This window comes from Paenibacillus alginolyticus DSM 5050 = NBRC 15375, assembly GCF_000422905.1.
Taxonomy (GTDB): domain Bacteria; phylum Bacillota; class Bacilli; order Paenibacillales; family NBRC-103111; genus Paenibacillus_E; species Paenibacillus_E alginolyticus.
The window spans coordinates 68875-80655 of the sequence record NZ_AUGY01000018.1 but is presented as its reverse complement, the minus strand read 5'-3'; the positions used below and the strand labels follow the sequence as shown (position 1 = coordinate 80655).

At 45.3% G+C, this 11781-nt stretch carries 10 protein-coding genes; 3 read left to right on the top strand and 7 right to left on the bottom strand.

The genetic code is table 11. From position 1 onward, the window contains the following. The first annotated feature begins 64 nt into the window (after positions 1-64). Entirely contained in the window at positions 65-724 is a 660-nt protein-coding gene (locus tag G519_RS0110160) for a transposase (RefSeq protein ID WP_029194585.1), read from the top strand. Positions 725-1498: 774 nt separating this feature from the next. Here G519_RS0110160 and G519_RS0110150 read toward each other — a convergent pair. The 6 genes from G519_RS0110150 to G519_RS0110125 all read right to left on the bottom strand — a co-directional run bounded on the left by G519_RS0110150 (position 1499) and on the right by G519_RS0110125 (position 7154). Continuing rightward, entirely contained in the window at positions 1499-2068 is a 570-nt protein-coding gene (locus G519_RS0110150) for a hypothetical protein (RefSeq protein ID WP_029194584.1), read from the bottom strand. 16 nt (positions 2069-2084) lie between these two features. Beyond that, positions 2085-2675 (bottom strand): zinc metalloprotease, encoded by a 591-nt coding sequence (locus G519_RS0110145; RefSeq protein WP_029194583.1) that lies wholly within the window; start codon positions 2673-2675, stop codon positions 2085-2087. A 1268-nt stretch (positions 2676-3943) separates the two neighbouring features. Next, positions 3944-4624 carry a TIGR00266 family protein gene (locus tag G519_RS0110140; protein ID WP_029194582.1) on the bottom strand — a complete coding sequence of 227 codons (681 nt, stop codon included), beginning with the start codon at positions 4622-4624 and terminating at the stop codon, positions 3944-3946. Positions 4625-4658: 34 nt separating this feature from the next. Beyond that, positions 4659-5858, bottom strand: a complete 1200-nt coding sequence (locus G519_RS0110135; protein ID WP_029194581.1) for an MFS transporter — start codon at positions 5856-5858, stop codon at positions 4659-4661. Between the two features lie 97 nt (positions 5859-5955). After that, a complete protein-coding gene (locus G519_RS0110130; RefSeq protein ID WP_029194580.1) occupies positions 5956-6198 on the bottom strand; it encodes a hypothetical protein in 243 nt (80 codons plus the stop codon). 80 nt (positions 6199-6278) lie between these two features. Further along, positions 6279-7154 (bottom strand): helix-turn-helix domain-containing protein, encoded by an 876-nt coding sequence (locus G519_RS0110125; RefSeq protein ID WP_029194579.1) that lies wholly within the window; start codon positions 7152-7154, stop codon positions 6279-6281. Positions 7155-7297: 143 nt separating this feature from the next. Here G519_RS0110125 and G519_RS0110120 point away from each other — a divergent pair, with 143 nt between their 5' ends. Beyond that, positions 7298-8704 carry an MATE family efflux transporter gene (locus tag G519_RS0110120; protein ID WP_029194578.1) on the top strand — a complete coding sequence of 469 codons (1407 nt, stop codon included), beginning with the start codon at positions 7298-7300 and terminating at the stop codon, positions 8702-8704. Positions 8705-9168: 464 nt separating this feature from the next. Here G519_RS0110120 and G519_RS0110115 read toward each other — a convergent pair whose 3' ends face one another. Then, positions 9169-10074, bottom strand: coding sequence for an ArsR/SmtB family transcription factor (locus G519_RS0110115; protein ID WP_029194577.1), 906 nt, complete (start codon positions 10072-10074; stop codon positions 9169-9171). A gap of 165 nt (positions 10075-10239) precedes the next feature. On the opposite strand from G519_RS0110115, the gene arfA reads away from it, so the two are divergent. Beyond that, positions 10240-11751 (top strand): arabinosylfuranosidase ArfA, encoded by a 1512-nt coding sequence (gene arfA, locus G519_RS0110110; RefSeq protein ID WP_029194576.1) that lies wholly within the window; start codon positions 10240-10242, stop codon positions 11749-11751. Positions 11752-11781: the final 30 nt, after the last annotated feature.

Here is an 11781-nt window from a genome sequence, read left to right as displayed (position 1 = left end):
GCGCTTTCCGGATTTGTGCTGACAGCTGAACCGATCCCAGGCAATGAAGATGGACGGCAAACGTATGCTGGAACTTGTGAGGGAAGTAAACCGCTACCACTCACTTTGGCCGGTTGCCTTTGTCGGCGATACCGCCTATGGAACGGGGCAGAATTTGCAAGCAGTTTCCAGCATGGAACTCGTGCTTTCCGCACCTGTTTGGTCTCAGTTTGGAATTCAGAAAAAAGGGATGTACAGTCACGAAGCATTCCTATTTGACGCCGAAAGAAACTCTCTCACCTGTCCTAATGGAAAAGTAAGTACGAAATCCCGTCAAGATACCAAGAACGAAGCGACCATCTTTACCTTTGCCAAGAAGGTATGTATGACCTGTGAGCTCCGTTCAAGCTGTACGTCGGCAGAGACAACCGGACGTCAGGTTTTTCGCAGTGATTACCACGAACACCACATGGCATCTAGGGCTCGCAATGAAACCGAGGAAGGTAAGACCATGCAAGCAGCTCGTCCAGCCATCGAACGAAAAAACAATGAAATGAAGAACCACCACGATTTGGCGCACACCCATAAACGAACGCGTGAGAAGCGGCGTGTCGATGCAAAGGTGAGCAGCATCGTAGTTAATATAAAAGTAATGGTGAAACAAGTAGGTAGTTTAACACTTGGTTTCAAGCGAAAAAAAGAATCTCCCTTACCAAGGGGGAAGTCTGTCCATATAGCTATTTAAGGTAGATAAAATGGGGCAAAGATACGTCGAATTTGCGCATGAAAGGCAAAATTTAGCCCCCAAGAGCCCATAGGGGTCCTTGGGGGCTATTGAATCGACAGTCTCGAAAATACAACATTGTAAAAGAAGCACCGAAAGAAGCACCGAAAGAAGCACCGAAAGAAGCACCTGTCCAGCGACATGATCATGCTTTCCTTTACGACAAGAACATTCATCTATTTATAATTGCGACACAAACATGCTATTTTCCATGATAAAATAAAGCGACGTCAGCAAATTGCTTTGTCGCTTTTATTTATTAGCATTGTTATTGTGACATTTCATAGAAATGATTGCTTCTCCGCTTTTTATTAGTGTCATAAGGACAGCTCAACTTAACCTACTTAAGATCGATTAACAACTCTGGTTTATGCCAAATATGAAATTCATGCTTTCCTTTGTTCTCTAGCGGTACTTGATTAAAAAAACGTAAGATGCTGGTATTGGAAAGACAAACGTTGAAATTCCTTATTTTGATTTCTTTGCGGGTTTGACAAATTGTCCAATATATCAACATATTCTTCAAATAAATTGCAAAATATTAGACATTCAAGAAAATGTATTCCCCTTTCAGGGGTACCGCCAACAAACGCGAAAAACGTACGCTAAAGAAATATTCTCGGTATAGCAAATGGGGACTATTTCAAGTTTCGTCAAGAAGTACGGTTATCGTGTATAAGAAATCGCCACTCGCTTCCGTCGTTGGAAGTGAGTGGCGACATTCTAAAACATCGATTATTTAATCATATATTTGTTAATTAATTCGTCTTTAAACTTGCCTGCCTTCTCGCCTAAATTAATTTTTTGATCAGTGCTATCTAAGCTGTACTTCCCATCATTAACGCCAACAATGTCATATAAATCTGAATAATTCTGATCAGTTTTTAACACGAGGAGATATCTTTTCTTTTTCTCCATGGGTTCATAACCTTCGATAGCAAATTGCGTTTTGCCTGGCTTAATTCCATTGTCAAGGAGATATACAGGTTCAGCAACTCTAATGACATCTCCATCTTTCAGTTGACTCCCCAGCTTGCTATCATAGACGTGTTCAATTTCAAAATTGGTAATTGTATAAGCTTCCTTTGTAAAGCCTTCTTCGTCTCTAATGATATGGTTTTCACTTGCAGTTGGTCTACCGGAAATAATGAGTTTCGAGCGACCTTCAAGCTCACTTAGAGACTTGTGACTAACAGGCATTGCGTCGAGATCGGCAAATGTTACTTTACTATCTTCATACATATAGCCAGCAATAGTTAATGCTAGAGCGACCGAAGTAATAATTATAATTTTTTTGAACTTCATAAATTACGCCTCCTCATTAATTTCCGTATTTCTGCTTGATGTGATCTTTATCAATTTGCTGCGGCATATTATTAGACCAGACTATTGACGAATCCCTCGTAACTGAAGCAACACCAGAGTCGTTATCATGTTTGAGTCCTACTGCATGACCAAACTCATGTGTGAACGCATATTGTACTTTGGTGCTGTCATTTAAACTTTTTAGATTTGTGTCGTCCATTCGAACTCTTGCTCTATCTCTTAGATCATCTGGATTCACCTGTGTCCACCCAAATAAACCATACGTCCAATAGTCTGCAACACCGTAGACATCTAGGCCAGCAAGTGAAGTACCCACATAAGTTACAATACTAAAGTATGTAGGTATAGAAGAGACCTCTGTCATTGCTAGATTACTAGAAATACCGTTCCATGCAAGTGCGCCTGTGTCAGATTTACTTGTATAACCATACGTAGATACTGATGAATCTTTCCAGTATTTTAAATTCGAGGCTGAATTTCCGAAACCCGTTGTATGGTAATATGTGTCCGCAAAAACAGATACGGACAAAGTTATCGAAATGCATAGTGTAAGTAATGATGTTCCTATCAATTTACGTTTTCTCATGAAAATTATCTCTCCCTAAACTAGAATCAAATCACTTTCACTAGTAATCGCAACCAACAATCTACCCTGTTCTAACAATTAAAAAGAATACGTTCAACTATCAATAGAACCGAACTATAATCGTCTAATGCCTCTAAGCAACCCCTCCATCTTTCAAATTATTCCACGCATTGTAATAGACACCTAATTTTCAGCATAAGTTACATTAAAACGTAAAAATAGTTATAATTTACCATGATCAATGAAGCTTTCAAAATAGACTGGGACCATTTTAGTGGGCAGAAGACAAAATATCGCAAAATACGACGTGGATTTTGATCACCTTAATATGGGGCAAAGAAATTTTGATTAAATAACTTGATGATTTCAAGGGTGAAAGGGAACTTTGAAAAATATTGTGAACATTTAAAATGATGAGCGGAATGGACACCAAAGAAGTATCTTTTCTTCCATGTATAGAAGAGCATCTGAAAAATAAATTCAAGAGTACCCTAATAGAACGTAAATGAAGCGTATATCTTACGGATAAATTGAGTTACGAAGAGTGTTACTTTTCATACAATTTTTTGGGGGGCGGTAAGCACTTTGGTTTGACCTACAACAATCGTTTTTGAAGCTGGTGGCGTTTAATAAAACGGGGTATATTTTTTTATTTTCGTGTTTTGACTGGTTTCTCTGTTCATTAAGATCGAATAGTCTAAAACTTTTTTTGAAAGGTAAACCATTTACCCTTTAAAAAGCGCGTCAGTCCATCATCATCGAACAATAATAGGTCTATGGCTTTTGTAGATTAACTATAGTGTCTTTATGTCAGAACCATCATATGTTCATGTCATTAGCAGACGAAAGAAGCATGTTCGTGTCGCGATTACAACGACACGTACATGCTTCTTTTCGGAAATCCATTTGTTACAATATTCTTAAAGAAAACATGTTTCTGTCGCTGCACAGCACCAAAAGAAGCACTAAAAGAATCAGAAAAAGAAGCTCCCAAGCTCCAAAGAAGCACCAAAGAAGCTCCAAATAAAGGTTCCAAATGAATTCTTCGAATTGAAGACTTCGAATTCTTTTGTGCAAACTAGTTTATATCATCGAAGAAGTTACTCTAATTTAGCTCGCAAGTTACTCTAATCACGGGATCGGATACCATAGCACATATCTGCCACCTAGACTGTCTGGATACCGCAGCACTTATCTGCCGCCCGGAATGAACTGCTTGGATGCCATAGCACTTATCTGCCACCTAGACTGCTCGGATATCGCTACACCTATCTGCCACCCGGAATGAACTGCTTAATCCACCCGCCGAAACCCTGCGGGTTCCTCGTTTGTATAAGCACGACACCTTCGCCGCGGAATCGGCAGACAACGCCCTCGCCGCTCGTCAAGCTGGATAACCAGCCTTTGGCCGCTTTTTCAATTGTATACTGCGTATAATCCGGCCAAGCGACGAGATGCCCGTTATCGATGATCACTTCTTGCCCTGGAGCTAGATTAATGGCATGTATAGCACCGTAGGAGGAAAGGAAGACGGTGCCTCTTCCGCTAATTTCAACGATGAAAAAGCCCTCGCCTGACATAAAGCCGCTCATCAGGTTTTGCATTTTCGTGTTCACCTGAATGCCGGATGTTCCAGCAAGAAAGCCGTCTTTTTGCACATATAGCTTGTAGGATCCGTCTAGCTCTACGGCTTCAATATCGCCAATGACCGTAGGTGCCAGTAAAACCTCGCCTGATCCTCTGGTTGGAGTCAGTTCTTGGAAGAAGAATTTCTCACCGCTCAGCATTCGGCCTAAACCGCGCATGATGCCGCCCTCTACGGTTCCCTTGAGTTCGATATTGGGTGACATCGAGACCATGGCTCCAGCTTCTGCCTTGATATTCTCGCCTGCTTCAAGCTCAACCTTCAACATAGGAAATGCGCCTTTGTATAGAATTTCGTGTTTCATAGTGGTCCTCCAATTTTATAGGTAGTGGTAAGTGTTAAGCCGTTTTTGAATGGTAATGACTATCTAAACTGCGATTCGTAAAAACGAATCCAGCACAGAGCAGCAAAATCCCCATCGTGACATAGAAGACGGATGTGAAACCGTACGCTGCCGCAAGATGGCTGCCAATTAAAGGGCCAATCAGATTGCCTAGGAACAACGATGAGGTGTTAAAGCCGTAAGCGGTCCCCTGAATCTGAGTAGGCGCTAGCTTCATAACTAGCGCGTTCAGAGAGGGAATCATGCCGCCGATGAACAGCCCAAGCAGGAACCTGCCGACTAGGAGCATGGTAATGCTAGTGGCAAAAGCCTGCGGGATGAAGGCAAGTGCCGCCATCGATAAGGCGATCACAAGTGTTTTGCGCTGGCCGATACGGTCGCCGAGTCTCCCTAAGGTTGGGGCGCCGAACAAGTTGGCGATGCCGGTAATCGCAACGATTAGACCAGCGAACAGCTCCAAGTGGCTGCCGGTATATAAGGTCTTCGCGTATACCGTCACAATCGGCTCGATGCTCATCATGCCGATCTGTGTGATCAAGGAAGCAGCGAAGACCGGGAGCAAAGGCCGAAACAGCCGCCAATCGGTGCGCTGTCGTTCTTTTTTCTTAGAGGGAGGCTTGCGCTCCTCTTTAATGAAAATCATGACAATGATGCTCGCGCAGAGCATGAGCCCTCCTGTGAAGAAGAACACATGGCTGAAGCCGAAGAAACCTGCCAGTAAGCCTCCAAGTAAAGGACCGATGAGCGATCCGGCGATAGCTCCCGTTTGCAAGGTGCCGAGCGACTTGCCCGAATGCTCAGGCGGTGTAACGGAAGCTTGAAGAGACACCGCCATGGATATGAAGCCGGAGAAGATACCGTTGAGCAGCCGCAGAGACAGCAGTTGCCACGGTGACGTGACGATGCCCATAAGTGCTGTCACAATCGCCATCCCGAACCCGGCGCGAAGCAGCATGATTTTACGTCCGCGTCGATCCGCGATAGCTCCCCAGAGCGGCTGAGTGAGAAACGATGTGATGAACTGTGCAGCGACAATCCAGCCTGTCCAACGTACAATTTCGCCAAGATCTTGAACCCCGAGTTCTCCGATGTAAAGCGGTAGAAACGGAAGAACGAGATTCATGCCGCACATAACGGAGAAATTAGCGCCCCATAGAATCCATAGTGACTTTTTCCAATGTAAGGGGGATGGCATGTTCGTTGACTCCTTATCATTTTTTTCCAGTATAACATAAAAAGAGCTATCCCCAAGCGGTTACGGCCGCAAGGAGGATAGCTGTACGGGAGAAGGTTTAGTGATTCATATTCGACATCATTGCGCCGAAGAAGAGGACAAAGAAAATAAAATAGAGACCGAGTCCGATGAGAGCCCAGATTAAGCTTGCTTTGGCATAATTAGATTTCGAAGGGTTTTCTCCATTACTGAATGCCCACACGAATAGCATCACAATATTCACAAGTGGGATCGCGAGGAGCAGGATGGTAATCATCCAGTCTTTTACACTTAGGACAGGTGCATGCTGTTGTTCTTCCATATCAAGTCAACTCCCTCTAAGTTATATAAGTTAACTGTATTTAGAAGTTAGCCTATATATGCCTTCGAGTTGATCGTTAATTACCCTCGCGAGAACTGCTGCCTGTACTTCCGAGGAGAGATACCCTCCATTTTGGTGAAGCAGGTGGCAAAATAAGCAGGCTGTTCAAAACCCACCTCTTCAGCGACGTGTGCTACGGGAAGATCGGTTTGAAGCAGCAGCTTAGCTTGCTGGACCCTTAATCTGAGCAGGTATTCTGTAGGGGAGCAGCCATATTCCTTATGCATGCAGCGTGCAATGTAAACAGGGTGGAAGTTGACATGATCGCCAAGCTCTTTGGCTGAAACAGACGCTTTGTAATGCTGCCTTAAATAGGCGGCGGCTTTTTCCGCGCAGGCTTTGGAAGGTGAAGGATGATCGTTGTCCGTGGAAGCGGAAAGCTGGCGCAATAGCTCATGAAAAAGCTGCTGCTGCGCAAAACGGACACTGCTCTGATGAGCGCTTGGCTGCAGCTGCTGGAGCTGTTCGAACAGGTCATAGGTTTTTTCTGGCTGCAAAAGTGTTGTATATTGAGGGATCCGAATCGTAAAGGGCTCAACTGCAAATGGCTCAATTGGGGTTTGTGAAGGATCTTCCAGAGGTATAGGTTGGACCGTTTGGTCTACCATAGCCCATGTTCCTCCTGCATGGAAGTGCATCCAATAAGTACCCGTCAGCTCGGAACAGACTTGTGTAGCGAAATGATAGCTGTCCGGCCTTAGAATAACGGCTTGTCCAGCTGCTACCTCGAACCTAGCATCCTCCTCGCCTATATAGAAGCAGCCCGATGTGGTGATCAGCAAATCAAAGACTTGGATATTGCGTCTGCTCGGATGTTTGCTGCCTTTGGATATGGTGCTGAAACCGCTTGTAATATAGTGCGGCAGCGGAGGGACAGTTATTTCGATAAAAGCCATCGGCGTCACCTTTTCATCTCTTGAGTGGAGGTTGGAATTTTGAAACTTTAAGTTGCAATACTCATACTTGGTGTCAACTATAGCATCTATAATTTGAGCAGACAACAAAGTTTCATTTATACAAAAAGAGAGATGATAATCGGATGGTGAAAAACATGGTCAAAGAGAAAAATAAGTTTACACTGTGGCTTCTAGCTTGGCCTATTTTCGTCGAATTGCTGCTGCAATTGCTTTTAGGTGCCGTCGATACCTTAATGGTGAGCCGTGTATCGGATGATGCCGTGGCGGTGGTCGGTTTATCGAACCAACTGTTCCAAGCGATGATGATCTTATTTATGACGGTTGCGAGCGGAGCAGGGATTTTGATAGCTCAGAAAATCGGAGCCAAGCAGAATGAGTCTGCACGCACCGTTGCCATTATGGCTGTAACGGTCAGCGCAGTGATAGGCAGTGTACTGAGTGTGATTCTTTATATGGAGGCTCGCCCTCTGGCTAAACTTTTCCACTTGGAGGAGAGGCTGCTTCCTCTGGCTGAAACCTATATCTCGATTGTGGGGAGCGGGATGGTTTTAACTGCTTTGACGGCGGCGCTTAGCACCGTGATTCGGAATACGGGGAACACCAAGGGGCCGATGATTACGGCTATTGGTATGAATGTGATACACATCGTGTTTAACTACGGTTTTATATATGGTCAGCTCGGATTTCCTCAACTGGGGTTAACGGGTGTTGCCATTTCGACTCTTGTGAGCCGGTTGCTCGCGACGTGTTTGCTGCTGTTTATGTTCGTTTCCGCGTTCGATCGGAGGATGGAGTGGCGGGATCTAATCGTATTCAATCGAAAGTTGTTTGGCGATATTTTGAAAATAGGTTGGCCGCTCGGCGTGAACATGTCTTCTTGGGTACTGACGCAGTTGACGATCTATACGTTCCTAGCCACGATGGGAGCTAAGGAATTGGCGGCGAGAACATATATGAACACGCTCGAGTCGATTTGTTTTATGTTAGGCTATTCCATTGCCTTAGCGGTTCAAATTCAGATTGCCCATCTGTATGGAGCCGGAAAAATCAAAGAAGCTTATAAGAGCGGATATCGAGGAACATGGATTGGACTCGGTTTGGTAGGATTCAACAGCATTATTCTCTTTCTTATCTTCAAAAGTTTTCTCGGCTTCTTCACCTCAGATGCGGATATTATCAAGCTGGGACTCTCATGTTTGGTGCTGACACTTATCTTGCAGCCAGGGAGAATGCTCAATATGGGCTTCGGAAATGCGCTGAGCGCGGTAGGCGATACCCGTTACAATATGATTATTTCCTTGTTCTCGATGTGGGGCGTGGCCGCGGGTCTCTCCTATGTATTAGGCCTGCATATGGGCTGGGGACTTGCGGGTATTTATGTCGCTATGATTTGCGACGAATATTTGCGCGGCATCCTCGTTGTCATCCGTTGGCGTCAGCAGAAGTATTTGCGCCGGGCGGAGGTGCGGGATAAGGGTGTTGCGGCTTCAGGTAGCGCTGAGGCTGCTGGTGTGGGCATGCATGCGTAGGTTGGTTAGGTAAATCTTGAGATGACTCGTCAATCCGTAACCAGACACCTGCACTTATTGGAGGAAGCGAATCTTATTCTTATTTTTTGGCAAGGCCGAAATAAAATATTCATTATCTAAATGTGGCACCCTTCGGAGAGATTTACGATCGCTGGATCAGCAAATATGATCGTGATCGTATCGAAGCCTAATAAGTCAATTGATAGATAATAAAGAAGGCTGGGTATATATGTTGACCTGTTTAAAGGGGTATTTGGAATTTGGTGTTGATCGACTAAGGGCAGCTATAGTGATATGAGTGTTAAAAAAGGGTCTAGAGAAGGTAAAAAGTAGTTCAAGTTCAAAAAGAGCCTAGGGGCTCTTTTTTAATAGATTTTGCCGAGAAGTCGATTTCCGGCTTTTCGGCTTCAATGGGCGATATGACTTGGGACAGCCCCTAATTCATATGTGTACAAAGAAGCCCCCTACCTGCGGTAGGTGCGAAACAGAATGTCACGGTTGTAGTTGCCAAACCCTTCACCGTACAAGGTTAAACCGCCGACATGCGCAGCATGGCTCGGCACTTCGAGCCGCAATGTCCACTCATTGCGGGACATGGGGATATCCTTGATCGAGACAGCCGATAACCGCTGTCCGTCAAGGAATGTTCCCTGCTCTGTGACCCGGATGATCTTCAACCAACCATATTGGTTGATCGTGTCCGGCCACCAGGCAGGCGTGAGTTGGCCGCGGCCTTGTCCCGAATCACCGGGACTGGTCCAATAGCCGAGCAGCGTATCATTGACATAAAAATGAATGTCAGACGGCCAATTCGCTTCAATTCCGGGGGCTTCGGAGCCGATTTCCAGCGAAATCTCGATTTCATCAAGCGTCTGACCGGGCAGTGCATAGTTCGGAATGCGATACTCCACGAAGCCGCTGCCGAACCATAGAATTTTGGCATGCATCCGCTCCGGCTCGAAGAAAAATCGCGGATCATCATATTGACCAATCACATGATCAGCCGTTGCCAAACCGCAGGTTGGGTGGACATCGAAGCGCGTGTAGTGGCCAACCGGTATCGCAACTTCATCGAATGCTCGCTGCTGCTCGATTGGCTGCGGGAGCCGCATTTCGATGCGGGAGATGGCCAACTTACACATTTTGTGCGTGCCGTTCTGCTTGCGTACTAAATCGGTCTGAATAAGCCCTCCAGCCTCGAGCTTTTTAACGTGCATAGTTACGATGGCGCTGCTTAATCCGAGCATATGGGCTAATTCCTTGACATTCATCTCTTTCTCAGCAAGCAGTTCCAGAATCTTAAGCCGCACATCGCTAGCCAGCGCTTCATACAGCGGCAGCCATTTGCGGTCTGTTGTCGTTTGGATCATCGGACAATCTCCTCTTAAGTAGACTAATTAATGAAAATATGAATGCAACAGAAGGCAGATGAAAAGCTTGAAATCCTCTGCAGATTATTGTTTAATAGAGTCATTAACATAATAAATGTATTAACTGATTCATATTTTTATTAATTATACTACGAGGTGAATGCAATGTCTATGAAAGCTAGTATGATTATCGACAAAGATTTTAAAATTGGAGAAGTAGATTCTCGTATTTATGGCTCATTTATTGAGCATTTGGGACGCGCAGTCTATGGCGGAATTTACGAACCTGGACATCCGCAAGCGGATGAGCAAGGCTTTCGAGCAGACGTACTGGAGTTGGTAAAAGGGCTGGATGTTCCGATTGTTCGTTATCCGGGAGGTAACTTTGTATCCGGTTACAACTGGGAAGATGGCATTGGGCCGATAGAAGAGCGTAAGAAGAGACTTGATCTGGCTTGGCGCACGATTGAACCTAATTTAGTTGGACTGAATGAATTCATGGATTGGTGCCGCAAAGCAAATACAGAAGCCATGATGGCGGTTAATCTGGGGACTCGCGGCCCTGATGAGGCTAGAGATATCATTGAATATTCCAATATCAAAGGCGGCACCTACTGGAGTGATTTACGGATTGCGCATGGGTATAAGGCGCCCCATAACATCAAAACCTGGTGTCTAGGCAACGAAATGGACGGCCCTTGGCAAACGGGCAGCAAAACTGCCGCGGAATATGGACGCACAGCCTGTGAAACGGCCAAAGTCATGAAATGGGTCGACCCGTCAATCGAGCTTGTTGCTTGCGGCAGTTCAAGTCTCACTATGCCGACTTTCCCTGACTGGGAAGCGACCGTACTTGAGCATACATATGATCACGTCGATTATATTTCCCTGCATCAATATTATGGCAATCGTGATAAGGATTCTGCCAATTTCCTTGCACAATCGATGGGCATGGATCGATTCATCCATACGGTGATTTCGACGGCGGATTACATTCAGGCCAAAAAGCGCGGTAAAAAGAAAATCAACTTATCCTTTGACGAATGGAATGTTTGGTATCACTCCAACGAGGCGGATCGGCACATTGAGCCATGGTCCATTGCACCGCCGCAGCTTGAAGACATTTACAACCATGAAGATGCCTTGTTAGTTGGGTGTATGCTTATCTCTATGTTGAAACGTGCGGATCGTGTGAAGATGGCTTGTTTAGCACAACTCGTTAACGTCATCGCACCGATCATGACCGCGAATGGGGGAGCAGCCTGGAAACAGACGATCTACTATCCTTACATGCATGCAAGTGTGTTTGGACGAGGGACTGTTCTTGTGCCGCTGATCAAATCACCGAAATACGACGCGAAGGATTATACGGATGTGCCTTATTTGGAAGCTGTTGCCGTTCATAACGAAGACAAGTCCGAAGTGACGATTTTCGCAGTTAACCGTCATCTGGAGGAAGCACTTCCTTTGGAGCTGGATCTGCGCAGTTTTGGTGAATGCCGAGTTATCGAGCATATCGTTCTGGAGAACGACGATTTGAAAGCTTCGAATACCATGGATGCCCAGGATCGGGTGAAGCCTCATGCAGGAGGTAATGCGGCCATATCGTCAAACAGCCAGATTCAGGCGGTACTTGGCAAAGCATCATGGAACGTCATTCGGTTGAAATTAGTTTAATAATAAGACATGGCCGGGGACTACCCCGGC

Bases quoted from the DNA above. Each gene is read 5' to 3' on its own strand.
- G519_RS0110160 (WP_029194585.1), top strand. From the start codon at position 65: ATGCTGGAACTTGTGAGGGAAGTAAACCGCTACCACTCACTTTGGCCG.
- G519_RS0110150 (WP_029194584.1), bottom strand. From the start codon at position 2,068: ATGAAGTTCAAAAAAATTATAATTATTACTTCGGTCGCTCTAGCATTA.
- G519_RS0110145 (WP_029194583.1), bottom strand. From the start codon at position 2,675: ATGAGAAAACGTAAATTGATAGGAACATCATTACTTACACTATGCATT.
- G519_RS0110140 (WP_029194582.1), bottom strand. From the start codon at position 4,624: ATGAAACACGAAATTCTATACAAAGGCGCATTTCCTATGTTGAAGGTT.
- G519_RS0110135 (WP_029194581.1), bottom strand. From the start codon at position 5,858: ATGCCATCCCCCTTACATTGGAAAAAGTCACTATGGATTCTATGGGGC.
- G519_RS0110130 (WP_029194580.1), bottom strand. From the start codon at position 6,198: ATGGAAGAACAACAGCATGCACCTGTCCTAAGTGTAAAAGACTGGATG.
- G519_RS0110125 (WP_029194579.1), bottom strand. From the start codon at position 7,154: ATGGCTTTTATCGAAATAACTGTCCCTCCGCTGCCGCACTATATTACA.
- G519_RS0110120 (WP_029194578.1), top strand. From the start codon at position 7,298: ATGGTGAAAAACATGGTCAAAGAGAAAAATAAGTTTACACTGTGGCTT.
- G519_RS0110115 (WP_029194577.1), bottom strand. From the start codon at position 10,074: ATGATCCAAACGACAACAGACCGCAAATGGCTGCCGCTGTATGAAGCG.
- arfA (WP_029194576.1), top strand. From the start codon at position 10,240: ATGTCTATGAAAGCTAGTATGATTATCGACAAAGATTTTAAAATTGGA.